At 75.3% G+C, this 22,610-nt stretch carries 21 protein-coding genes and 1 pseudogene; 12 read left to right on the top strand and 10 right to left on the bottom strand.

Annotation, left to right across the window (positions count from 1 at the left end; genetic code table 11):
- Positions 1-132 precede the first annotated feature (132 nt).
- The 5 genes and pseudogenes from ACIBTV_RS22165 to ACIBTV_RS22145 form a co-directional block, all read right to left on the bottom strand.
- Positions 133-390: pseudogene (locus ACIBTV_RS22165) on the bottom strand (helical backbone metal receptor); the annotation flags it as partial.
- A gap of 45 nt (positions 391-435) precedes the next feature.
- Complete coding sequence (locus ACIBTV_RS22160) at positions 436-993, bottom strand: hypothetical protein (RefSeq protein ID WP_396707608.1); 558 nt, start codon at positions 991-993, stop codon at positions 436-438.
- Positions 990-1,499 carry a DUF6286 domain-containing protein gene (locus tag ACIBTV_RS22155; RefSeq protein ID WP_396707607.1) on the bottom strand — a complete coding sequence of 170 codons (510 nt, stop codon included), beginning with the start codon at positions 1,497-1,499 and terminating at the stop codon, positions 990-992. The genes ACIBTV_RS22160 and ACIBTV_RS22155 overlap by 4 nt, the downstream gene beginning before the upstream one ends.
- A 23-nt stretch (positions 1,500-1,522) precedes the next feature.
- Positions 1,523-1,891: an Asp23/Gls24 family envelope stress response protein gene (locus ACIBTV_RS22150; RefSeq protein ID WP_396707605.1), complete on the bottom strand. Its 369-nt coding sequence runs from the start codon at positions 1,889-1,891 to the stop codon at positions 1,523-1,525.
- Positions 1,888-2,076, bottom strand: coding sequence for a hypothetical protein (locus tag ACIBTV_RS22145; RefSeq protein ID WP_396707603.1), 189 nt, complete (start codon positions 2,074-2,076; stop codon positions 1,888-1,890). The genes ACIBTV_RS22150 and ACIBTV_RS22145 overlap by 4 nt, the downstream gene beginning before the upstream one ends.
- Positions 2,077-2,345: 269 nt before the next feature.
- Here ACIBTV_RS22145 and ACIBTV_RS22140 point away from each other — a divergent pair, with 269 nt between their 5' ends.
- A complete protein-coding gene (locus ACIBTV_RS22140) occupies positions 2,346-3,230 on the top strand; it encodes a DUF2726 domain-containing protein (protein WP_396707602.1) in 885 nt (294 codons plus the stop codon).
- A gap of 378 nt (positions 3,231-3,608) precedes the next feature.
- Complete coding sequence (locus ACIBTV_RS22135; protein ID WP_396707600.1) at positions 3,609-4,904, top strand: hypothetical protein; 1,296 nt, start codon at positions 3,609-3,611, stop codon at positions 4,902-4,904.
- Positions 4,905-5,162: 258 nt separating this feature from the next.
- Here ACIBTV_RS22135 and ACIBTV_RS22130 read toward each other — a convergent pair whose 3' ends face one another.
- Positions 5,163-5,501: an Lsr2 family protein gene (locus ACIBTV_RS22130; protein ID WP_396707598.1), complete on the bottom strand. Its 339-nt coding sequence runs from the start codon at positions 5,499-5,501 to the stop codon at positions 5,163-5,165.
- 155 nt (positions 5,502-5,656) lie between these two features.
- On the bottom strand, positions 5,657-5,827 hold the full coding sequence (locus tag ACIBTV_RS22125; RefSeq protein WP_396707597.1) for a LuxR C-terminal-related transcriptional regulator: 171 nt from the start codon (positions 5,825-5,827) through the stop codon (positions 5,657-5,659).
- A gap of 283 nt (positions 5,828-6,110) precedes the next feature.
- On the opposite strand from ACIBTV_RS22125, the gene lon reads away from it, so the two are divergent.
- Complete coding sequence (gene lon, locus ACIBTV_RS22120; protein WP_396707595.1) at positions 6,111-8,447, top strand: endopeptidase La; 2,337 nt, start codon at positions 6,111-6,113, stop codon at positions 8,445-8,447.
- Between the two features lie 127 nt (positions 8,448-8,574).
- Here the strand turns inward: lon and ACIBTV_RS22115 are convergent, their stop codons facing one another.
- Both ACIBTV_RS22115 and ACIBTV_RS22110 read right to left on the bottom strand, forming a co-directional pair.
- The gene (locus ACIBTV_RS22115) at positions 8,575-10,389 is read right to left on the bottom strand and encodes a DEAD/DEAH box helicase (RefSeq protein WP_396707593.1); all 1,815 of its coding nucleotides are present in this window, start codon (positions 10,387-10,389) and stop codon (positions 8,575-8,577) included.
- Positions 10,373-11,146 (bottom strand): hypothetical protein, encoded by a 774-nt coding sequence (locus tag ACIBTV_RS22110; protein WP_396707592.1) that lies wholly within the window; start codon positions 11,144-11,146, stop codon positions 10,373-10,375. The genes ACIBTV_RS22115 and ACIBTV_RS22110 overlap by 17 nt, the downstream gene beginning before the upstream one ends.
- Positions 11,147-11,277: 131 nt before the next feature.
- On the opposite strand from ACIBTV_RS22110, the gene ACIBTV_RS22105 reads away from it, so the two are divergent.
- From ACIBTV_RS22105 to ACIBTV_RS22095, 3 genes are read left to right on the top strand one after another with little or no spacing between them, the layout of a single operon-like run.
- A complete protein-coding gene (locus ACIBTV_RS22105; protein WP_396707590.1) occupies positions 11,278-12,429 on the top strand; it encodes a sensor histidine kinase in 1,152 nt (383 codons plus the stop codon).
- Positions 12,426-13,031 (top strand): response regulator, encoded by a 606-nt coding sequence (locus ACIBTV_RS22100; protein ID WP_396707588.1) that lies wholly within the window; start codon positions 12,426-12,428, stop codon positions 13,029-13,031. Before ACIBTV_RS22105 ends, ACIBTV_RS22100 begins: the two co-directional genes overlap by 4 nt.
- A 35-nt stretch (positions 13,032-13,066) precedes the next feature.
- A complete protein-coding gene (locus tag ACIBTV_RS22095) occupies positions 13,067-13,588 on the top strand; it encodes a 2'-5' RNA ligase family protein (protein ID WP_396707586.1) in 522 nt (173 codons plus the stop codon).
- 19 nt (positions 13,589-13,607) lie between these two features.
- On the opposite strand, the gene ACIBTV_RS22090 is transcribed toward ACIBTV_RS22095, so the two are convergent.
- The gene (locus ACIBTV_RS22090) at positions 13,608-15,878 is read right to left on the bottom strand and encodes a family 43 glycosylhydrolase (protein WP_396707584.1); all 2,271 of its coding nucleotides are present in this window, start codon (positions 15,876-15,878) and stop codon (positions 13,608-13,610) included.
- 157 nt (positions 15,879-16,035) lie between these two features.
- Here ACIBTV_RS22090 and ACIBTV_RS22085 point away from each other — a divergent pair, with 157 nt between their 5' ends.
- The 6 genes from ACIBTV_RS22085 (at position 16,036) to ACIBTV_RS22060 (ending at position 22,603) form a co-directional block, all read left to right on the top strand.
- On the top strand, positions 16,036-16,782 hold the full coding sequence (locus tag ACIBTV_RS22085) for an ArsR/SmtB family transcription factor (protein ID WP_396707582.1): 747 nt from the start codon (positions 16,036-16,038) through the stop codon (positions 16,780-16,782).
- Positions 16,783-17,099: 317 nt separating this feature from the next.
- Complete coding sequence (locus tag ACIBTV_RS22080) at positions 17,100-18,128, top strand: cytochrome P450 (RefSeq protein ID WP_396707580.1); 1,029 nt, start codon at positions 17,100-17,102, stop codon at positions 18,126-18,128.
- Entirely contained in the window at positions 18,125-18,949 is an 825-nt protein-coding gene (locus tag ACIBTV_RS22075; RefSeq protein ID WP_396707579.1) for an isocitrate lyase/phosphoenolpyruvate mutase family protein, read from the top strand. The genes ACIBTV_RS22080 and ACIBTV_RS22075 overlap by 4 nt, the downstream gene beginning before the upstream one ends.
- A 166-nt stretch (positions 18,950-19,115) precedes the next feature.
- On the top strand, positions 19,116-20,081 hold the full coding sequence (locus ACIBTV_RS22070) for a hypothetical protein (RefSeq protein ID WP_396707577.1): 966 nt from the start codon (positions 19,116-19,118) through the stop codon (positions 20,079-20,081).
- A 4-nt stretch (positions 20,082-20,085) separates the two neighbouring features.
- Positions 20,086-21,696, top strand: a complete 1,611-nt coding sequence (locus tag ACIBTV_RS22065; RefSeq protein WP_396707575.1) for an asparagine synthetase B family protein — start codon at positions 20,086-20,088, stop codon at positions 21,694-21,696.
- Positions 21,697-21,772: 76 nt separating this feature from the next.
- The gene (locus tag ACIBTV_RS22060) at positions 21,773-22,603 is read left to right on the top strand and encodes a MerR family transcriptional regulator (protein WP_396707573.1); all 831 of its coding nucleotides are present in this window, start codon (positions 21,773-21,775) and stop codon (positions 22,601-22,603) included.
- The last annotated feature ends 7 nt before the right edge of the window (positions 22,604-22,610 follow it).

The following is a 22,610-nucleotide window of genomic DNA, read 5'->3' as shown; positions in this document are numbered from 1 at the left end:
GCCTCAAGACCACCACCGTCTACGACCAGGCGACCGCCTGGTCACACCGAACCCAACCCGTCGCTGCTTGACATCCAAGCTCCTGGGATGTCTGAGCCGCGCGCCCAGGCGGCTTCCCCTGAGCCGCCGCTCCGGGTAGGTGACCCGCACCGGCACCCCCGCCGCGACCAGGGCGTCCGCGTCCTCGCGGCGGTTCTCCTCGACGTCGAGCAGCACCAGGTCGGGCCGCAGGGCGCGCACCCGGTCCAGGTCCGGGTACTTGCTGCCGCCCACCCGCGCCACGTCCAGGCCCGCCGGGTGGGTGCACCAGTCGGTGGCGCCGACCAGCACCCGGGGCAGCGTCACCGCCACCGCCTCCGTCAGCGACGGCACCAGCGACACCACCCGCACCGTGCACCTCCCCACCGTCGACCGGCCCGACACCGACCCGGTCGATCATGCCCGCCCGGAGTCGATCCGCGCGGTCACGTCGAGGTGGGCGGGTCGGCAACCGGCCGTGTCCCCGTACCGTCGGATCGCGGTGGCCACATGATCGCGCAGGCCCGCGGTCCGCGCGCCGGCTGCGATGTCCATCCGGATCCACAGGTCGGGCCGCGGCGGCTCGCCGGTCAGCACCACCCGGGCCCGCCGGACCCGCGGGTCTCCGGTCAGGTCCCGCTCCAACGCCCGCACCAGCACCGCCGCCGGCAGCCGCGTCCGCCCCCGTCGGCCGGACCGGTGGGTGAGCACACCCCGCAGGGACCCACCCCCGCGCAGCTCCCGGCCGATCAGCCACAGCCCGCCCAGCGCGGCGAGCAGACCGGCGACCACCACGGCCAGCGCGCCCCACGGCGCGGCGAGCCGCCACGCGCGCCGCAGGCCCGCGCCGACCAGCGGCGCGTCCGGCTCGACGCCGGGAAACCCGCCGAGGTTCAGCGCCAACCCGACGCCGCCGGCCGCGACCAGCGCCAACGCCAGCACCGTCCACAGCACGCGGTGCGCCGCGTTGCTCACGCCGACCCCCGCAGGCGTACGTCGATCCGCGCCGGCCCGGGCACCGCCAAGCGGTGCAACTCCTGGTGTACGGCGAACTCGACCTCGTCGCGGGCCGCCGGATCCCCGGTCGCCACCACCCGTGGCCGCCACTGCGTGCCGCGTCGACGGATCCGCACCCGTGCCCGCCGCACACCCGGCACCGACCCGGCGGCCGCCGACAGGCGACGCTCCACCGAGCGTCGCTGCAGGTGCCAGCCCTCCCCGGCGTCCACCCGGCTCGGCGACCACCGGCGCAGCTCGGCGACGAGCACCGCGACGCCGGCCACGATCAGCGCGACGGCGGCGGCGCGTACCGCTGGGTCGTCCCAGCGGGTCGTCCGCAGCGCCGCCGACACCTCGGCCCGGTCGACCAGCAGCGGCGGATGACCCACCGCGGCCAGCAGCGCCTCCACCACGGCGAGCGCGCCGCCGGCTACCAGGGCGGCGGCGAGCAGCAGCGTGGCCAGGCGGTTGGCGGTACGCACTCAGGCCCCCACCTCGGCCCCGCTCACGTGGGCACCGGCGGGTCCACGCCCGGTACGACCAGATCCTCCACCGTCACGGTCACCTCCCGGACGGCCAGCCCCGTCGCCGCCCCCACCTGATCGATCACCGCGTCCCGGACCGCGTCGGCGACGGCGAGGACACTGCTGCCGTACCAGGCGACCAGCTCCACGTCGACGCTCGCCACCCGGTCGTCGAGGCGGGCCGCCACGCCGTGCGGGCGGGCGGGCACCGGCACCAGCGCGTACACCCCGGGCACCTGCCGGGCGGCGTGGGCGGCGACCCGGGCCACCACGTCCGGGGCGATGCGGGTGTCTCCCCGGTCGGCGCGGTCACCCAGCCCTTCCGGCGCTCGGCCGTCGGCGGCGGTCACCGGCGTCGGGCCGGGCGGACCCGGTCCCCGAGGCCGGTCGCCGCGAGGTCTCCGTCGAGCACCCGGGCGACGAGCCAGCCGAGCAGCCCGGCCAGCACGGCCAGGCCCGCCGCCGTGATTCCGGCGCTCACCCAGACCGCGACCACCAGGAAACCGGCGAGAAAGCCGAACTGCTGTCGCGACATGGCACCTCCCGGCCGGCCCGCTACCGGCACGCGGATCTGGATACACCGCCCGCCCGCCCCGGAACGCGAGCACCATGTGACCTCCGTCACATTTCTGTCTCGCAGGGGCGGCCCCGCCGGGATCTTGGAAGATCAGGGCCCCTGGAGGGGCCACGAGCTTCCAAGATCCCGAAGGCGGCCACGGCGGACGTGCCCGGCGTGCCGTCGGCCATGATCGGCCCCCTACACTCGGCCGGGTCGACAACCGGGCGGACGGATCAGGCAGGCGGATGACGAGCAGTGACGACGGCTCCTGGCTGCGTACGCTGCCGCCCGCCGGTGGTCGGGCCCCGGTGCTCACCCGTGCCGGTCATCGTGTGCTCGCCGGGCACCGCCTGAGCGAGCTGGTGCAGGGCCGCCCACCGGGGATCACCGGCCACCAGTGGAGCACCGCCAGCCGCGAGGGCTTCGACCTGGTGGTCTGCGACGAGGACACCGGCCGACCCGTCGTCGCGGTGGAGATCGGTCCCGCCGTCGCGCCCGGTTCGCCCGCACAGCGCGCGGAGCGCATGAAGAGCACGGTCAGCGCCGCCGTCGGGCTGCCGGTGCTCCGGGTCGAGTCGCCCACGCTGCGCGCCGCCGACCACGGACGTCGCCTCGTGGAGTACGTGCTCGACGCGCGCCGCTACGCGGCGGTCACCACCACCCCCGTTACCGGGGAGGCCGACGAGCCCGACGCCGTCGGGTTCCGCGAGATCCTCGGGCGGCTCCCCGACGGGCGTACGGGGCACGTCAACGACCTGGGGGCGCTGGCGCGCGCGGCGGCGGTGGAGGCGTACGTGTCGCGCCGCCTGGCCGACCCGATCGTGCGCGGCCTGCACGTGCGGTGGACCGGAGGCCCTGCCGAGGGGTGGAGCTGGGTCGAGGTGCGGCCCGGCGCGTGCCTGGTCGAGCGGGTGTCGGTGTGGGAGCACCGCTTCACCTGCGGCGTCGACCCGGCGCAGCTGGCCGAGGACCTGGCGGTCGTCGCGTTGGGCGAGCGGCTGCGTGACCTGGACGCCGCCGAGCGGGAACTGATCTCCCGCGACGCGCTGCGTACCGAGATCCTCGGCCTGCGGGAGCGCCGCGACGAGTTCGTCGACGGCTTCGCCTTCGAGCACCTCTGCGCCGACTGAACGCGCCGACCCGAACGGCGCCGACCGACCGGTGAGTCGCACGGCGCCGAGAGACCGCGCCGAACGGTGCCGACTGACCTCACTGACGCGAACGACGTCCCGGTGCCGCTGACACGCCGGTGCGGCACGCCGAACATCTCTCGGGATTTTTCTTCGCCGCGTTGAACCCTCGCCGTGGCGGTTCCGTACTCCAGCGGGAATGGACAGGATCTTCCCCGTCCGCGGCATCGGGCGTGGGAGACGGTGCGGAAAGGGCATCGTCGGTCATCGACATGCCACGGTGCGTCACGGCGGTTGAGGTCGTGGCACGGCTGTTCAATTTCCGACGGTCCGCCGAGGGCACGGATCCACTACCGGATCGCGAAGGAGAACAATTCGATGCGCAGGTCCACACGGGCGCGCCGGTCATCCGGTAACGCGCTGAGCAAGCGTCTGCTGGCTGTCGTCGGCACGCTCGTGGTCTTCGGCGGGATCGTCGCCGTGACCCAGATCTCGTCGGCCGAGGACCGGCGCTCCGGCAACACCAGGCCGACCGCTGGCGGCTGCGTGCAGCCCAGCCCGGGTGCGACCGCGCCGGGTGGGGGCGGCTCCACGACCCGCACCTGGCAGGACGGCCGCTGGGTACGCAACCACTGGGGTGACGGCCAGCAGTCGATGACCGAATGCCAGCAGGGCAGCGGCGGCGGCAGCGGGTCGGGCGGCTCCGCCATCGCCTGCCCGGACGTGGCGGGCCAGCTGCCCGACGTGCCGGATCGGGCCCGCGCCGAGGTCGACCGCAACCTGAGCCAGCTTCAGACGCAGATCGCCGAGGCGGACCGTCGCCTCGCGGCCGAGGGCAGCCGGGGCGAGCAGTTCGTCCGCAACGCGATCCTGCGGCCGCTGGCCGACAAGCGCCGCGCCACCCTCGGCCGGATCACCACCGCGATCGACCGGTTCGGTCCGCGTCCGCAGGGGCTGAACCGGCTCGCCGAATGCCAGGTGCAGCCGGTCGACAACGGCGGCAGCACCGGCGGTGGAAACACCGGTGGTGGCAACAATGGTGGGGGTGACACCGGTGGTGGCAACAATGGCGGCGGTAACACCGGCGGGGGTAACAACGGTGGCGGAAACAACGGGGCACCGGGGGCCGGTCTGGGCGTCCTGGCGAACAGTTGCGACGAGAGCCGGCTCCAGCCGCACGACGGTTTCCAGAACGGCAACCGCTGCGTGAGCACCGAATTCGGTGAGGTCGGCGCCGCGGCCAACAATCCGTCGCTGTTGATCACGGACTTCCCCAACCAGGTCGGCCGCAACCAGCCCTTCACGTTGCAGGTGAGCACCCGCAACCTGATCCGCGACCGATTCCTCGCCGCCGGCCAGGGCGGCTACTACGTGGAGAGTTCGCTGCTCAACGACCAGGGCCTGGTCCGCGGCCACTTCCACACCGCCTGCCGGATGCTGGACAGCCTCGACGAGCCGCCCGCGCCGCAGGACGTGCCCGCCTTCTTCGTCGCCACCGAGGACGGCGGCGGCAGCGCGCAGCCCGACGAGGTGACCATCCAGATCCCCGGCCTGCCGGAGTCCGGCACCGCGCAGTGCGCGGTCTGGGCCGGCGACGGGTCGCACCGGCTCCCGATGATGGAGCGCGCCAACCAGACGCCAGCCTTCGACGCGGTGCGCATCGAGGTCAACTGACCGTACGACCACGGCCGGGCCGGTGGGGCGCTCCCCGCCGGCCCGGCCGTCGCCGTGCGGCGGAAACCGGACCGACCCAGTATCCCCGCCACCTCGGCGATAACGCGGTATCCGGCCGGGCCGGGACACCGCGATATCAGCAAAACTCACGGTCGGGAAAGAGTGCGGCCGGCCCCTGCGTGGGGCCGGCCGGTATGGTGCCGGTGCGGCGGAAGGACCGGGCAGAGGGTTTCGCCGGTCGGGCCCGCCGGGGCCGGGTCAGCGGTTCTTGTACGCCTCGACGACCTCGACCGGGATGCGGCCCCGCTCGGAAATCTTGTAGCCGTTCTTGACGGCCCATTCCCGGATCGCGCGGTTCTGTTCCCGGTCCATTCCCGCGCCGCCGGAGCGGGTCGTGCGCCGGGTGCCCTCCGCCGGCCCGCGCCCGATCCGCCGCCCTGCGCTGATGTACGGGTCGAGCGCCTTACGCAGGACGCCCGCGTTCTCGTCCGAGACGTCGATGGTGTAGGCGACGCCGTCGAGGCTGAACTCGACCGTCCGGTCGGCCTTTCCACCGTCGAGGTCGTCGGTCAGCACCGTGATTACTTTTCTCGCCATCGCCGATTACTCCCTGTCTACGGCGGGGGGTGTGGGTCAAAGTTTGACCCACACCCCCCGTAATCCGCAAGAATATGGCTGTTTTCATTTCGGCGAGTCGCGTTTACCGCCGACGAAAAGTGCGTCCAGTCCCTCGAATCGGCCTGGTGGGCGCGTCATTCGCCGAGCAGGCCGGCGTGCCCGGCGAGCGCGGCGGCCTCCGCGCGGCTGGACACTCGCAGTTTTCGCAACAGGGCGGCGGTCATCCGTTTCGCGGTCCGTTCCGAGACGTGCATCCGCGCGGCGATCTCGACGGTGTTGCGGCCGGCCGCGATGGCGCGCAGCAACTGCCGCTCCTCACCGTCCAGGTCGACGGAGGGCCCGCGGGCGGGGCGCGGCGGATCGTGCCACCGAGGGGCGGTGGGCGACCGGGGCCGCCCCGGACGGTAGGGAGCGGTTCCGCTACGACGGCGCCCCGCGCGCCCACGCGCCCGAACCGGTCCTGCCGCCGGGCGACCCCCGCCTCAACAACACCAACCGGGAGGGTGGTCTGAGTCACACCCCGGAAGAAAGGGAACGCTTTGTTACTTGAGCCTGACACGCTCAACTCAACGCGATAGCAGGTGTTCGATGGCAACTCTTCCGGTACTTCCCCTGACCGACGCCGTGCTGCTGCCCGGCATGGTCATCCCGGTGACCCTCGACCCGACCACCCAGGCCGCGGTCGACGCGGCACGCGCGACCGGCGACCGTACGCTGCTGGCCGTGCCCCGCATCGACGGCGAGTACGGCCCGGTCGGCGCGATCGCCACCATCGAGAAGGTCGGCCGGCTGCCCAGCGGGGAGCCCGCCGCCGTGATCCGCGGCCTCGCCCGCGCCCGCATCGGCTCCGGCGTGCCCGGACCGGGCGCCGCGCTGTGGGTCGAGGCGACCGAACTGTCCGAACCCGCCCCCACCGGCAAGGCCCGCGAACTGGCCCGCGAGTACCGCGCGCTGGTGACCTCGGTCCTGCAGCAGCGGGGCGCCTGGCAGGTCATCGACGCCGTGGAGCGGATGACCGACCTCTCCGAGCTGGCCGACTCGGCCGGCTACGCCCCCTGGCTGACCCTGGACCAGAAGACCGAGCTGCTCGCCGCGCCGGACGTCACCGCCCGGCTGGAGCTGCTGGTCGGCTGGGTGAAGGACCACCTGGCCGAGCAGGAGGTCACCGAGCAGATCAACACCGAGGTGCGGGAGGGGCTGGAGAAGTCCCAGCGCGAGTTCCTGCTGCGCCAGCAGCTCGCCGCGATCCGCAAGGAGCTCGGCGAGGACGAGCCGGACGGCTCCGCCGACTACCGCTCCCGCGTGGAGAGCGCCGACCTGCCGGAGAAGGTCCGGGAGGCGGCGATGCGCGAGGTCGGCAAGCTGGAGCGGGCCAGCGACGCCTCCCCGGAGGCGGGCTGGATCCGCACCTGGCTGGACACGGTGCTCGAGATGCCGTGGAGCACGCGTACGCAGGACAACACCGACCTGGCCGCGGCCCGCGAGGTGCTCGACGCCGACCACGCCGGCCTGGCCGACGTGAAGGACCGCATCCTGGAGTACCTGGCGGTGCGCAACCGCCGCGCCGAGCGCAACCTCGGCGTCGTCGGCGGGCGTGGCTCGGGCGCCGTGCTCGCCCTCGCCGGCCCTCCCGGGGTCGGCAAGACCAGCCTCGGCGAGTCCGTCGCCCGGGCGCTCGGCCGCAACTTCGTCCGGGTCTCCCTGGGCGGTGTCCGCGACGAGGCGGAGATCCGCGGTCACCGGCGCACGTACGTCGGCGCGCTGCCCGGCCGGATCGTCCGCGCGCTGCGCGAGGCCGGCTCGATGAACCCGGTCGTGCTCCTCGACGAGGTCGACAAGCTGGCCGCCGGCTACGCCGGTGACCCGGCCGCCGCCCTGCTGGAGGTGCTCGACCCGGCGCAGAACCACACCTTCCGGGACCACTACCTGGAGGTCGACCTCGACCTGTCCGACGTGCTCTTCCTGGCCACCGCGAACGTGGTGGAGGCCATCCCCGGCCCGCTGCTGGACCGGATGGAGCTGGTCGCCCTGGACGGCTACACCGAGGACGAGAAGGTCGCCATCGCCCGCGACCACCTGCTGCCCCGGCAGCGGGAGCGGGCCGGCCTCACCGCCGACGAGGTGACCGTCTCCGACGAGGCGCTGGCCCGCATCGCGGGGGAGTACACCCGGGAGGCCGGCGTCCGGCAGCTCGAACGATCCCTGGCCAAGATCCTGCGCAAGGTGACGGTCGCGCTGGCCGACGACCCGACCCCGGTCGAGGTGGGCACCGACAACCTGGCCCGCTACCTGGGCCGGCCGAAGTTCACGCCCGAATCGGCGGAGCGCACGGCCGTGCCGGGTGTGGCGACCGGACTGGCGGTGACCGGCGCCGGTGGGGACGTGCTCTTCATCGAGGCGACCAGCATGGAGGGCGAGCCCGGACTGACCCTGACCGGTCAGCTCGGCGACGTCATGAAGGAGTCCGCGCACATCGCGCTGTCGTACCTGCGGTCCAACGGGCGACGCTTCGGCATCGACCCGAACGCCCTCGCCGGACGGCGGATCCACGTCCACTTCCCGGCGGGCGCGGTGCCCAAGGACGGACCCAGCGCCGGCATCACCATGGTGACCGCGCTGGCCTCCCTGGTGACCGGGCGGCCGGTGCGGCCGGAGTTCGGCATGACCGGTGAGGTGACGCTGTCCGGGCGGGTGCTGCCCATCGGCGGGGTGAAGCAGAAGCTGCTCGCCGCGCACCGGGCCGGCCTCACCGAGGTGATCATCCCGGCCCGCAACGAGCCGGACCTGGACGACCTGCCCACCGAGGTCCGTGAGGCGCTGACCATCCACACCCTCGCGGACGTGGCCGACGTGCTCGCCCTGGCGCTGCGCCCGGCCGAGATCGACGCGGAGTCGCTGGACGGCCCGGCGCTCGCCGCCGCCTGACGGTCGCGCCACCGGCAAGCCCCCGGTCACCCCCTCCTCGGGGCGGTGGCCGGGGGCTTCCGTCGTCCGGCGCGCGCGAGCCGGTCAGCGTCGTTCAGCGCCCGCGCCGGTCAGCGTCAGGCGTCGGTCAGCGGTCGCGGCGGTCCCGCCGGTCGCCGTCGAAGCGCCGGCCACCACCGTCGAACCGTCGCCCGCCACCGTCGTACGGGCGGTCCGAGGAGCGGGTACGCCGGTCCTGGTCGTCGCCGTCACGGTCACGTCGTACGGTCGCCTTGCGGCCCTTGATGGTGCTGCCCCGCAGCCCGGCGATCACCTCGTCGGCGACGGCGTAGGGGACCTCGATCAGCGAGAACCGGTCCGCGATCTCGATCGAGCCGATGTCCCGGCCACTGACCCGGGTCTCGCCGGTGATCGCGCCCACCAGGTCCTGCGGGCGCACCCCGGCCCGCCGACCCAACCCCACGAACACCTGGGTGGTGCCACCGGCGCGGGGCCGGCCACCCGGCCGCCGCTCGCCCCGGCCCTCCGGCCGCCCCTCGCGGGGGCCGCGCAGCGGGATCTGCGGGATCTCCTCCTCGTCGTCGTCCGCGCCCGGCGAGGTCGTCTCGTGGGCCAGCTTCACCGCCGCGAGAGCCACCTCCATCAGGTCGAACTCGTCGGTGAGCGACTCCACGATCACCCGGAACGACTCCAGATCGTCCTCCAGCAGGCTCTCCCGCAGCGCCGCCTGGGTCAGCTCCAGCCGCCGGGTGCGCAGGTCCGCCACGGTCGGGATCTTGTCGATCGCGATCCGCTGCCCGGTCACCCGCTCGATCGTCTTGAGCATCCGGTGCTCGCGCGGCTCGGCGAGGGTGATCGCCACCCCCTCGCGGCCGGCGCGGCCCACCCGGCCGATCCGGTGCACGTACGACTCGGGCGCCGACGGCACGTCGTAGTTGACCACGTGGGTGAGCTGCTCGACGTCGAGGCCCCGGGCGGCGACGTCGGTGGCGACCAGCAGGTCCGCCGTGCCCGCCCGCAGCCGCCCCATCACCCGGTCCCGCTGCTCCTGGCTCATCCCGCCGTGCAGCGCCTCCGCGCGGTAGCCCCGGCCGTTCATCGTCTCGGTCAGCCGGTCCACCTCCTCCCGGCTGCGGCAGAACACGATCGCCGCCGTCGGCGACTCCACGTCCAGCACCCGGCCCAGGGCGGCCGGCTTGTGCGCCCGCGCGACGATGTACGCGCTCTGCCGCACCCGGGGCGCCTCCCCGGCGACCGGCTGCTCCCGCTCGATCTGGATGCGGACCGGGTCGGTCAGGTGCTGGCGGGCCATCCCGTCGATCCGGGACGGCATGGTGGCCGAGAAGAGCACCGTCTGCCGCTCGTCCGGGGCGTGCTCCAGGATCGCCTCGATGTCCTCGGCGAAGCCCATGTCCAGCATCTCGTCGGCCTCGTCCAGCACCACCGTGGCCAGCGCGCCCAGCCGCAGCGTGCCCCGGGCGATGTGGTCCAGCGCCCGGCCCGGCGTGGCGACCACCACGTCCACCCCGGCGTCGAGCGCCCGCAGCTGGCGGCCGATCGGCTGCCCGCCGTAGATCGGCAGCACCCGGGCGCCCAGCTCCCGGCCGTAACGGTGGAACGCCTCCGACACCTGCACCGCCAGCTCCCGGGTCGGCACCAGCACCAGCGCCACCGGGTCGGTGGTCTCGCCGCGCGCCGGCATCCGCTGCAACAGCGGCAGCGCGAACGCCGCCGTCTTGCCGGTGCCGGTGGCCGCCTGCCCCAGCAGGTCCTGCCCGGCCAGCAGGGGAGGGATCGCCTCCCGCTGGATGGGCGTGGGCTCCTCGTAGCCCAGGGCGGACAGCGCGCCGAGCAGCTCGTCGCGCAGCCCGAGCTCCGCGAAGCCGGTCGCCTCGTCGGTGCCGTCGTCGGTGGGGTGGGTGTTGTCAGGTGCCGAACTCATGTCGCAAGCCTTTCATCACCGCCGCCGGCCCGCCGAGGCGACCGGCAACCCGCCGGCCCGCCGGTCGCCGCGAGCGTCTCGACCGGCCGGTTCCGGCCCCGGCCGGGTCGCCCGCCACCCCCGTGCCGGCGGCGGACCCGGCCCGTCGGTCAGGCGGTGAGGAGGGCCAGGACGACGGTGACGCCGAGCACCGCGTCGAGGACCGCGCACCACTGCGCGTACCCGCGCGGCACCACCTCGTCGCACGGGTGGTGGACGGCGTCCCAGCCGGCCAGCCGTGCCGCAGCGTCGCGACCAGCGGGTGCCGCCGTGGTGCCGGCGCGGCGGCGTCGTGCCGGTGCCACAGCGCCACCAGGACCATCGCCGGGACCATGAGCAGGTGCCCGCCGAGCATCAGCGTGTCGGCGGCCAGCCGACCCGCCCAGTAGGGCACGAGCAGCAGTAGGTACGGGACGTACATGGCGGCGGCCATCTCGGCGCACGCCGTCCGGGAGTGCCGGCGGTGGCGCATCCACACCGTCATGCCGACGGTCGTGTTGGTCGCCATCACCAGCGCGGCCACGTCCGGCCGGGCGAGGACGGCGGTGAGCCCGAGCGGGGCGCCGGCGATCCGCCACAGCGGGGCGAGCAGCAGCATCCCGGCGGCCATCGCCAGCGTCATCTCGCCGAGGTGCCGCAGCAGGTGACGGAGGCCGCCCGGGTGCGGGGCCGACGGGGGAGCGGGGGACACCCGGTGGGGCGTCGACGTGGCTGTCATGCCCTCGACCCTGCCGCCGTACGACGGGACGGAACAGGCTCGTCCGTCACGGGTTCGGCGTGCGGATCGCACGGTCCACCCGTGACATTCCACAGGGGTGGACCGGGCGGCGGCGCGCCTAGGATCGGGGCGTGGCGCAGGTGGTGGAGCCCCGGGCGGACCGGCGGTTGCGCCGTGCCCGGGCCGCCACCCTCTTCTCGCTCGCCACCGGCATCTGGGCCAGCCTGCTCCTGCCGCTGGTCGGCCTCGCCCGGGAGGACGACCCGACGCGCGTCGCGCTGGGCGCGGTGGGCATCGGCGCGTTCGCCGCCAGCCAGGCCGCCGTGCTGTACGCGGCGGTCACGCCGTGGCTGGCGCAGCGGTGGCGTCACCGCGCGCAGTGGTGCCTGGGGGTGGTGGCGCTGCTGACCGTCCCGCTGGTCGGCCCGGTCGCCGCGGGCGGCTGGCCCACCTGGGCGTGGCTCGGCGCCTCCCTGATCGGGATGGCCCCGCTGCTGGTCCGGCTGCCGGCCGCGCTGGTGGTCTCCGGGGTGACGCTCGCCGCCACGGTCGGGGTGGCGGTGTGGACCGGTGGGCAGGTGTGGCGCTTCGTCGCGGTGACCGCCGGGGTCGGCGTCGGCGTCGCCCTGGTCAACGGGCTCCAGGTGTGGTTCTGGGACCTGCTGGTGGAGGCGCGGGCGGGGCAGGCGGCGCAGGCCCGGCTCGCCGCCGCGGAGGAGCGGCTGCGGTTCGCCCGCGACGTGCACGACGTGCTGGGCCACAGCCTCACCGTCATCGCGTTGAAGGCGGAGCTCGCCGCCCGTCTCGCCGAGGTCGACGCCGAACGCGCCGGGCGGGAGGCCGCCGAGGTGCAGGGGCTGGCCGTCGCGGCGCTGGCCGAGGTGCGGGAGGCCGTCCACGGCTACCGCGCGGTCGACCTGGGTGACCAGCTCGCCGCCGTCGCCGGGGTGCTGCGCTCGTGCGGTGTGCGGTGCACGGTCCTGCCACCGGCGGACGACCTGCCCGCCGCGGCGGCGAGCGACCTGGCCGCGGTGCTGCGCGAGGCCGGCACGAACGTGCTGCGGCACAGCCGGGCCGGCTGGTGCCGGATCGAGTTCGTCCGGGAGGACGGGATGGCCAGGATGACCGTGACCAACGACGGCGCCGACGACGGGGGCCCGGACGCCCGCAGCAGCGGCCTGCGCGGCCTGGCCGACCGGCTCGGCGCGGCGGGCGGGCGGCTGCACGTGCGACGGGAGGAGAACCTGTTCACCCTTGAGGCGATCGTGCCGGTGGCCCCGTGATCCGGGTCCTGCTCGCCGACGACGAGGACCTCGTCCGGGTGGCCCTGGCCGCCCTGCTGGGGCTCGAACCCGACCTGGAGGTGGTGGCGCAGGCGGCCGACGGGCCGGCGGCGGTCACCGCGGCGCTGGCGCACCGGCCGGACGTGGCGGTGGTCGACCTGGAGATGCCCGGGCTGACCGGGATCGAGGTGGCCGCCGAGCTGGCCCGGGTCCGACCCGACTGCGCGGTGGTGCTGCTGACCGGGCATGGTCGCCCGGCCCACCTGCGGCAGGCGCTGACGGCCGGCGCAGCGGGCTTCCTACCGAAGGGCGCGCCGGGTGGGGCGCTCGCCGACGTGATCCGCCGGGTCCACGCCGGCGGCCGGTACGTCGACCCGTCGCTGGCCGCCGACGCGCTCACCCTGCCCGCGTGCCCGCTGACCCCCCGGGAACTGGAGACGCTGCGGCTCGCGGAGCTGGGCGTGCCGGTCGCGGTGATCGCCCGGCGGGTCCATCTCGCCGCCGGCACCGTCCGTAACCACCTCGCCGCCGCCGTGCAGAAGCTCGGCGCGGCCGACCGGGCGCACGCGGTGCGTACCGCGCGGGAGAACGGCTGGCTCTGACCGTCACCGGCGAACCGTGCGACTAGCGTGGGTCGGTGCGTACGGTCGAACTGGTCTGCTCGGCGGAGCTGGACGCCACGGTCCGGGCCGCCTGGGACCGGCTGGCCGGGGCGGGCCTGCCCAGCCTGGCCCGCAACACCCACCCCAGCAACCGGCCACACCTGACCCTCGCCGCGGTGGACGAGTTCCCGCCGGGCGCGGTGGCCCGGCTCGGCGCGCTGGTCGCCGACGCGCTGCCGCTGCCGGCGCGGCTCGGCGAGGTGGCCGTCCTCGACGGCAGCGCGCCGCTGGTGTGGCTGGTCGACCCGGACCCGGCGCTGGTGGCGCTGCACCGCGCGGTGTGGCGGATCCTCGGTGACGCGGACGGGCGCAACCCGTGGCACGCGCCGCAGCGGTGGAATCCGCACCTGAGCCTGGCGCTGCGCTTCCGCAGCGCGGACCCGGGGCTGGCCCGGGCGATCGTCGGGGCCGGGCGGCCGGCGGGGGAGTTCGTCGCCGCCCGCAGCTACGACAGCGTCGAACGGTCGGTGGCGCCGATCGGGCCCCCGGTCCGCTGACCGGGAGCCCGACCGGCGCTCAGCGGTAGAAGCGCAGGTAGTCGAACTCGGCGGTGACCGCCGGCTGGGCGCCGCCGTGCGCGACCAGACCGATCCGCGGCGTCGTGCCGGCCGGGAACGTCCAGACGCCGCCCCACGTCCAGGTCACCCCGTCGCGGCTGGACCCGGCCCGGAACTCGTGCTCGCCGGTCGCCCGGTCCACGTGGTGCGCCAGGCGCAGCCACGTCGTGCGGGCCGGGGTGCCCACGATGGTGCCGCCGTACACCGGCTGGCCGGCGAAGGGCAGCTCGTAGCCGTACTCCACCTGCCGGGTGTTCCAGATCGCCACCTGGGCCAGCCGGGCGAAGCGGTCGTCGTCGACGTAGGCGACCAGGCCCGCCTGCTGGTAGTTGCGGACCGTCTCCTCGCCGAGGTCCAGGGTCACCTTCGTCTCGACCACGTAGTCCCCGGCCGGGGCGTCGCGCAGCAGCACCCCGGCGGTGTTGCCGGTGCCGGTGAGGTCGGTGTCCTGCACCGGCCAGCGCAGCGCGCCACCCGTCACCGTCGCCGCCGGGTCGGGGCGTACCCAGCTCCAGGCCGGGTCGAGCCCGCCGGTGAACTCGTCGGACCAGGCCGGCAGCGGCGCGCCGACGCGCGGCTCGGGGGCGGTGTTGCGCGCCGGCTGGTACAGCCGGACCGCGCTGACGTTGTCGAACTCGGCGGGCCCGCCGGTCGCGTCCAGCGTGAGCCGGCCGGTCACCGGCCGGTCCAGCCGCAGCGTCACCACGGCCAGTTGGTCGCCCAGCCGCGCCGGGCTCAGCTCGGCGACGAGGTGCCGCCCGCGTACCTCGACGGCCAGGTTGTGCCGGTCGGCGGCGGTGAAGTCGGCGGGCAGCGGGGCGTTGGCCGTGCGGCCGCCGTCGCGGGCGACCAGCCGCCCGGCCGCCGCGTCGACGCGGACCTCGACCCGGTCGGCGAGGGTGAGGCCGGCGCTGGTCGCGCCGGTGAGCCGCAGGTCGGCCTCCGCCCGCACGTCGCCGCCGACGGTCGTACGACTGGTGAGCGCGCCGGTGCCGGTGAGCCGGCCGCCGGTGGTCCGCCAGTCGCCGGTGACCCGTCGCCAGCCGGCGACGCCGGCGTCGAAGCGCTCGTCCAGGGCGCCGGTGGTGACCGGCGCCGCTCGGGTGCCTTCCGACGGGCCCGTGCCGGCGTTGACGGTGGGCCAGCCGCCGATCCAGTCCAGACGGTCCAGCAGCATCGGGCGCTCGTTGATGCCGAACGGCTCGTCCAGGTAGGGGTCGGCCCGGTCGATGGCGTGGTAGACGATCCAGTCCTGCCCGGACAGGTCGGTGAGGAAGCCGTTGTGTCCGGTGCCGATCCAGCGGTTGCCGTTCTGCGTGAGCACCGGCGTGCCACCGGCCCGGGACGCGGTCAACGCGATCCCGTCGCGGTCCAGGAACGGCCCGCGCGGGCTGGTCGCCCGGCCCACCTGGACGGAGTAGCCGGTGGCCGGGCCGGCGCAGCAGTTCGCGGTCGAGGCGAAGAGGTAGTAGTAGCCGTCGTGGCGCAGCACGTAGCTGCCCTCGAACTTGTTGTCGATCGCCACCAGCGTCGGGTCGCCGACCGCCCGCAGGCCGTCGGGGGAGAGCGCGGTGACGGAGACGCCGCCGTAGTAGCTGCCGTAGTAGAGGTAGCCGGTCCCGTCGACGTCGGTGAAGTGGCTCGGGTCGATCGTCCACAGGAAGCCGCCGCCCCCGCCGGGGCGCGGCGCGACGACCGGCTGGTCGACGAACGTCCACGGGCCGGTCGGGGTGGGCGCGGTCGCCGCGCCGATGGCGTAGTCGCTGCCCTCGGGCGAGACGGTGGTGTCGGTGACGGTCACGTACATGACGTACCGGTCGCCGACCCGGCGCACGTCCGGGGCCCAGAAGGCCGCGCCGGGCGCCGCGTACGCCGGGCGCTGGTCGGGGCCGAAGGCGTCCCCGACGTACGTCCAGTCGACCAGGTCGGCCGAGCGGGCGGTGGGCACCCGGTGGAACTGCTTCTCACCCTCGCGCAGCGGGTCGGTGGTGCCGTACGCGTACCAGTAGCCGTCGTCACCGCGCACGATCACCGGGTCGGCGAAGGTGTCGCCGACGCCGACGGAGATCGGGTTGGCGTAGCGGGTGGCCCTGCCGGGCGCGGCGGTGGCGGCGTCGGCGTCTGCGGGGCCGGCACCGGTCGGGCTGGCGTGGGCTGCGGCGGGGAGCGCGGCCGTCAACAGCAGACCGAGTGCGGCGGCGAGCGCGCCGCCGCGGCGGAGATGTCCCATGAGACCTGCCTCGGGTGGGGATGCCGTGGGTGGTGTGGCGTTTCCCGTCCACTTCTACAAGGTTGAATACAACGTTGTAAAGAGTGCGGCGGGGCGGGCGAGCCGCACCGACCCCGCATCGGCGGGGGCCGAACCGTCGCCGTGCCAGCATGGGCGGATGCACCCGACGACCGCCGACGCGCCGGCCCTCGCCCAGCTCGCCGCCCTGCTGGCCGACACCACCCGGGCCCGGATCTGCCTCGCCCTGCTCGACGGGCGGGCCTGGACCGCTGGGGAGCTGGCCCGCGCGGCCGGCGTCGCGGCGTCCACCGCGAGCGACCACCTCAGCCGGCTGGTCGACGGCGGTCTGTTGGCGCAGGAACGGCAGGGGCGCCACCGCTACCTGCGGCTGGCCGACCCGTCCGTGGCCCAGCTGATCGAGGACCTGGCCGGCCGGGTGGTCCCCGAGCCCGCACCGGCCCGGTCGTTGCGCGTCGCGCGGGCCACCGCCGCCCTGGCGTACGCCCGGACCTGCTACGACCACCTCGCCGGCCGGCTCGGCGTGCTGGTCCACGACACCCTGCTCGACCGGGGCCTGCTGGACCGGGCCGGCGGGCTCACCCTCACCCCGGCGGGGCTGGACTGGTGCGCCGACCTCGGCCTGCCGGTGGCGACGCTGCCTCCCACCCGCCGGCCGCTGCTGCGCGACTGTCTCGACTGGACGGAGCGCCGACCGCACCTCTCCGGCGCGCTCGCCGCCGCTCTCTGCGGGCGCCTGCTCGACCTCGGCTGGCTGGCCCGGGGCGACGGCCGGATCGTCCGGCTCACCCCGGCCGGCGCACCCGAGCTGGCCGCCGCGCTCGGCGTGCCCACGGCGACCCTGGCGCCGCCCGTGACCGGGAACGCCGGCGGCGGCCGGGCCTGACCCGTCCACCGGCCCGCCGCCCACGCGGCCCGGCCCGGCGGGTGTTCGCGCGGCCCCGTTCGCCTGCCGTCCGCGGGGCCCGGCCCGGCGGGTGTTCGCGCGGCCCCGTTCGCCTGCCGTCCGCGGGGCCCGGCCCGGCGGGTGTTCGCGCGGCCCTGCCTTGACGACTCGCTTTTCCCGGAAGTCGGGGTGTCCGCGTCGGGCTGATACCCCGACATCACGGAGGTCGAGTCGATCAAGCGGCCCGTCCGGGCGGGGACGGGTCGCCGGGCGACAGTTCGGCGGGGACCGTAGTGATCGGCGCCTAGCGTCGGCGCGTGACCCCGACCTGGCCCGTCCTCGCCCCCGCCCCCGACACCCCACCGGCCGGCCCATCCCACCCGCACCCGGGCACCGGCCACATCCTCACCCGGTACGCCGACGTGCACGCCGCGCTCGTCGACCCGTCCTGCCGGGTTCCCGTCGCCGAGCCCGGGCTGCCGGGCACCCTGGCCGGGCTGCGCGGCGCGGTCAGCCGGTTCAGCGCCCCGGCGGACCACCCGTCCCGGCGGGCGGTGGGCGTCGCGGCGCTGGCCCCGCTCGACCCGGAGGCGCTGCGCGGGCACGCGGCGCTGCTCACCGCCGCCGCCCTCGACGCCGCTCACGATCGCGTTGACGTGGTGAGCGCGCTCGCCCGGCGCGTACCGGTGCGGTTGCTGGCCGTGCGACTCGGCTTCGCGGACCCGGACGCCGTCGTGCCGGCGGTGGCCGCCGTCGCCGCCGCGTACCAACCGGGGGCCGAACCGGCGGTGGTGCGGCGGGCGGACGGGGCGGTCGCCGCCCTGACGGCGCTGGCCCCGCCGGAGCCGTTCGAGGCGCTGGCCAACCGCATCGGGCTGCTGGTCCAGGCGTGCGACGCGACGGCCGGGCTGATCTGCGCCGGTGCCCGGCACCTGCTGGCCACGGCCGAGCGGCCCGCGACCGGTGGGGACCTGGTGGAGCTGCTCGCCGAGGTGCTCCGGCTGGATCCGCCGGTGCGCGGCACCCGGCGGATCACCACGGCCGCCGTCCGGCTCGGTGGCGTCGACCTGCCGGCCGGTACGCCGCTGCTGCTGCGGTTCGACGCGGCCAACCGCGATCCGGTGGTCTTCGCGGAGCCGGACGTGTTCCGGCCCGGCCGGACCGTGCCGGCGCTGACCTTCGGCGCCGGGCCGCGCGGCTGTCCCGGCCAGCCGCACGCCCTGAGGCTGGCGGCGGGAGTGCTGGACGTGCTGCGCGACCGGTGCCGGCGCGTCCCGGGGCCGGTACGGTACGAACCGCACCCGCTGCTGCGGGTGCCGACCCGGCTCGAGGTGACGCCGCGATGACCGACCCGTACGCCGCGTTCCGCCTCCTGCACCACGGCGACCGGCCGCTGCTGCTGCCCAACGCCTGGGACCACGCCTCAGCGGCCGCGCTCGCCGCCCGCGGCTATCCCGCGATCGGCACCACCAGCCTCGGTGTGGCCGCCGCGGCGGGCCTGCCCGACGGCGGCGCGGCCACCCGCTCGGAGACGCTGGCGCTGGCCCGGCGGCTGCGCGGGCTGCCGATGCTGCTGACCGTGGACGTCGAGGCGGGCTTCAGCGACGGTCCGGCCGAGGTGGCCGCCCTCGCCACCGAGCTGGCCGGGCTCGGCGTCGTCGGGATCAACCTGGAGGACGGGCGCGCCGACGGGAGCCTCGCCCCGACCGTCTCGGCGGCGGCCAAGGTGGCGGCGGTGAAGGACGCCGTGCCCCGGCTGTTCGTCAACGCCCGCACCGACGCCTGGTGGCTGGGCGTGGCCGACCCGCTGCCGCAGGCGCTGGAGCGGGCCGCGGCCTACCGGGCCGCCGGGGCGGACGGGTTCTTCGCGCCCGGCGTCCCCGACACCGACACCATCGGCCTGCTCGTCCGGGAGGTGGGCGCGCCGCTGAACGTGCTCCACCGGCCCGGCGGCCCCACCGTCGCCGAGCTGGCCCGCCTCGGGGTCGCCCGGATCAGCACCGGATCCCTGCTGTTCCGCGCCGCGCTCGGCGCCGCGCTGGCCACGATGGACGACCTGCGCGTCGCAGGGGGTGCGGCGTCCACGACCGGAAACGGTACGGCCGCGGGCGGCGGGGGCGAGCCGCCGTCGTACGCGGAGGTGCAGCGGCTCAGCGACCGCCGCTGACCGGTTCCTCCCCGGCCGGATGTACCTGCCGGTTCCCGGTGGCGCTCGCCCGGACGTCGCCGTTCGGGGGCGGTTAGGCGGATTGTTCGGCCCCCTCCCGAACCGGGCGATTACGGTGTGTTCAGGGCGTGATGACTGCGCGTCGTGACGGGAGAGGGGACCGATCATGCGAGTGCCCAGCCGAAGCCCCGGACGTCGGCCCGGTTCCCCCGTCACACCGACCGCGCCGGCCCGCCGCCTGCCCACCACGCCGGCCGGTCGGGCCCGGGCGGCCGGGCCGGACCTCGCCGCCTACCGCGCCGCCGTCGCCGACCTGCTGGTCGAGGTGGGTGCCCTGGCCGACGCGCCGAGCACCGCCGCCCGGCAGGTGCTCATCGACGAGCGGCTGCGCGAGCCGGCCCTCGCCGCCGTGCTCGACGCCACCCCGCAAGGCTTCCTCGGCGCCCGCGAGACCCTGCTGCTGGAGATGGCCCGCTACCAACCCAACGCGCGCAGCGCCGCCCGCGACCTGACCGCGCTCGTCCGGATCTACCTGCTCTCCCGCATCGACGTGATGTGGTGGCGGGACGCGTCGCCGTTCCTCACCGACGCGCAGGTCGAGGGGAGCGCCGACCTGGTCGACCTGGAGTGGCTGCGCCGCCGCGACCTGCTGCGGTTCCGCTACCGGCAGCAGCCGGGCAGCCTCCTCGGTAGGGGACTGCAGGCGGCCCGTCGGCGGCTGCGCCCCGACGCCAGCCCGCGTACCGCCGGGCTGTTCGCCCGCCGTGCCCGCCGCGAGGTGGTGGCGCTGCTCAACGACCTCGGCCGCGAGTTCGCCGCGACCGCGCCGCCCGGCACCCCGCCGCTCTGGGTGACCAGCCTGACCCGCAGCGCCGAACACCAGTACCGGCTGCGGCGGCTCGGCTACTCGGCGATGCTGCCCAGCGGGCACTGCCTCGGCTACGCCGCCGACGTGGAGATGGCCTGGTTCGAGCGTTTCGGCGCCCGCGACGCCCTCGCCGAGCTGCTGCTCGCCCGGCAGGAGTCGGGTGAGGTAAACGTCGTCGACGAGGGGCAGGCCTGGCACCTGTGCGTCGCCCCGAGTGCCCGCCGCCGGCTGCGTCGGGCGTACGAGGCCGAGATGGGGGTGTGACGGCATGTGCGGCATCGCCGTCAGTGTCGGCCCCGAGGCGGACCCCGCCGTCTTCCGCCGGATGCTCGCCGTCCAGGCCCCGCGCGGGGAGGTCACCGAGGTCCGTTACGAGACCGGCCTGCTCGTCGGCACCCGCCGGCTGCGGGTGGTGGACCGGGACCGGGCCGTGCAGCCCTGGACGTCGGCCGACGAGCGGTGGCTCCTCTGCTACAACGGGGAGGTCTTCAACCACCGTGAGCTGCGCGCCGAGCTGATGCGGCACGGCCACGTCTTCCGCACCGACGGGGACACCGAGGTGGTGCTGGCCGCGTTCGAACGCTGGGGTGAGGACGCGGTCGCCCGGCTCCGCGGCGAGTACGCGTTCGTGGTGGTCGAGCGGGCCACCGGCCGCGCCTACCTGGCCCGCGACCCGCTCGGGGTGAAGCCGCTCTACTGGACCCGCAAGCCGGGCTGTCTGCACCTCGCCTCCGAGGTGAAGGCGCTGGTCGGGTACGGCGTGCCGATCGGCGAGGTGCCGCCCGGACACCACGGCTGGGCGGATGCGGACGGTCACCTTCGGCTGCGTCCGCACGTGGACCTGCTCGCCCTGGGCGACGGGCCGCCCCCGATCGACGACCCGGACGAGGCCGCCCTGCTCGTCCGCGCGTCGGTGCACGACAGCATCCGGGCCCGGGTCGACACCGACCTCACCGTGGGAGTGGTGCTCTCCGGCGGGCTGGACAGCTCGATCGTGCTGCGGCACGTCCGGGAGACGCACCCGGACTGTGTGGCGGTGACCGTCGGCGTGCCGGACAGCCCGGACGTCGCGTACGCCCGGCGGCTCGCGGCCGACCTCGGCGTGCCGCACGAGGTGGTCGAGCTGCGGCCGCGCGACATCCGGCTCGCCGACATCCGGGAGGCCATCCGGATGTCGGAGCTGACCGAGTACGGCGACATCATCAACGCGGTGGTCTCCGTGCCGCTGTTCCGTCGGCTGCGGGAGCTGGGCGTGAAGGTGGCGCTCACCGGCGACGGGTCGGACGAGCTGTTCGGCGGCTACCGCATGTACCACGAGGTCGGGCCGGCGAGCGCGCAACGCCTGTTCCTGCACCGAATCACCAACCTGGGCCGGACCGAGCTGCAACGCGTCGACCGCACCAGCATGGGCCACGGCGTGGAGACCCGCGTGCCGTTCCTCGACCTGAGCGTGGTCGAGCTGGCCATGCGCCTGCCGCTGTCGCTGAAGAAGCGCGACGGGCGGGACAAGTGGATCCTCCGCCGGGCCTTCGCCGACGTGCTGCCCGACTACGTCCTCCGCCGGCCGAAGAACCCGATGTCCTACTCGTCCGGCCTGCACGAGCGGGCCCGGCTCTACAAGCCGTTCTTCGCCCGCCTGCACCGCTCGTTCGGCTACCACCTGCTCGACCCCGTCCGCCGGGACTTCGACACGGTGCTGACCCGGTGCGGCAACGACCTGGACCGGGCGATCGCCCAGGGCCAGGCCCGGCCGGACTACACCGTGCTGGAGCACGCCCGGGACCTGGTGGGCGCGGCCCGGTGGAACGCCGCGCCGATGGTCCGCCGGCTGGTCGGCCCGCGCCGCACCCGAGGCGACGAGGCCCCACTGCCCGGCTGATCCCCGCGCCCGGCTGTGACGCTGGCGCGCCGCGGCTTGACTCTGACACCGTGTCAGAGCCGACCGTGGGGAGACCATGTTCACCATCGGAGACTTCGCCAGGCTGGGTCGGGTGTCGGTGCGGATGCTGCGTCACTACGACAGCATCGGCCTGCTCCGCCCCGCCGCCGTCGACCCGCGCAGCGGCTACCGCTACTACCGGGCGGACCAACTGCGTCGGCTCAACCGGGTGATCGCCCTCAAGGAGTTGGGCCTCACCCTCGGGCAGGTGCAGGCGATCGTCGACGAGGCCGTCGACGTCGCCGAGCTGCGCGGCATGCTGCGGCTGCGCCGCTCCCAGCTGGCGGCGACGCTGGCCGCGGACACCGCCCGGCTGCGGGCCGTCGAGGCGAGGCTCCGGATGATCGAGTCGGAGGGTCGGATGACCACACAGGATGTCGTACTCAAAGAGCTCCCGCCGGTGCGCGTCGCGGAGCTGACGGCCGTCGCGGCCAGCTACGAGACCCCGGACATCGGGCCGGTGATCCAGCCGCTCTACCCGGAGCTGTTCCGGCGGCTGGCGGCCGCCGGTGTGCCGCCCACCGGGCCGGGCATCGCCTGGTACGAGCCGGCCACCGGCGCCGCTGACGAGGCGGTGGTGGTGCATGCCGGAGTGACCGTGGCGGTCGACCCGTCCACCGCGCGGGACTTCGCCGTCGTGGACCTGCCGGCGGTCCGCACCGCCGCCACGATCATCCATCACGGCCCGATGGACGACGTGGAGGAGAGCATGCAGGTGCTCGCCAGGTGGATCGAGGAGAACGGCTACCGCACCGACGGTTTCGCCCGCGAGGTCTACCTCGACTACTGCCCCGAGGAACCGGAGAAGGGGATCACCGAGCTGCAGCTCGCCGTGCACCGGGGCTGACCGGCCG

Origin of the sequence: Micromonospora sp. NPDC049366 (genome assembly GCF_044466625.1) — a bacterium.
GTDB lineage: Bacteria > Actinomycetota > Actinomycetes > Mycobacteriales > Micromonosporaceae > Micromonospora.
The sequence above is the reverse complement of the archived record's forward strand: the minus strand, read 5'-3'. Positions and strand labels throughout refer to the sequence as shown.

Bases quoted from the DNA above. Each gene is read 5' to 3' on its own strand.
- ACIBTV_RS22140 (WP_396707602.1), top strand. From the start codon at position 2,346: ATGACGAGCAGTGACGACGGCTCCTGGCTGCGTACGCTGCCGCCCGCC.
- ACIBTV_RS22090 (WP_396707584.1), bottom strand. From the start codon at position 15,878: ATGGGACATCTCCGCCGCGGCGGCGCGCTCGCCGCCGCACTCGGTCTG.
- ACIBTV_RS22135 (WP_396707600.1), top strand. From the start codon at position 3,609: ATGCGCAGGTCCACACGGGCGCGCCGGTCATCCGGTAACGCGCTGAGC.
- ACIBTV_RS22115 (WP_396707593.1), bottom strand. From the start codon at position 10,389: ATGAGTTCGGCACCTGACAACACCCACCCCACCGACGACGGCACCGAC.
- ACIBTV_RS22110 (WP_396707592.1), bottom strand. From the start codon at position 11,146: ATGACAGCCACGTCGACGCCCCACCGGGTGTCCCCCGCTCCCCCGTCG.
- ACIBTV_RS22130 (WP_396707598.1), bottom strand. From the start codon at position 5,501: ATGGCGAGAAAAGTAATCACGGTGCTGACCGACGACCTCGACGGTGGA.
- lon (WP_396707595.1), top strand. From the start codon at position 6,111: ATGGCAACTCTTCCGGTACTTCCCCTGACCGACGCCGTGCTGCTGCCC.
- ACIBTV_RS22065 (WP_396707575.1), top strand. From the start codon at position 20,086: ATGTGCGGCATCGCCGTCAGTGTCGGCCCCGAGGCGGACCCCGCCGTC.
- ACIBTV_RS22145 (WP_396707603.1), bottom strand. From the start codon at position 2,076: ATGTCGCGACAGCAGTTCGGCTTTCTCGCCGGTTTCCTGGTGGTCGCG.
- ACIBTV_RS22060 (WP_396707573.1), top strand. From the start codon at position 21,773: ATGTTCACCATCGGAGACTTCGCCAGGCTGGGTCGGGTGTCGGTGCGG.
- ACIBTV_RS22085 (WP_396707582.1), top strand. From the start codon at position 16,036: ATGCACCCGACGACCGCCGACGCGCCGGCCCTCGCCCAGCTCGCCGCC.
- ACIBTV_RS22075 (WP_396707579.1), top strand. From the start codon at position 18,125: ATGACCGACCCGTACGCCGCGTTCCGCCTCCTGCACCACGGCGACCGG.
- ACIBTV_RS22070 (WP_396707577.1), top strand. From the start codon at position 19,116: ATGCGAGTGCCCAGCCGAAGCCCCGGACGTCGGCCCGGTTCCCCCGTC.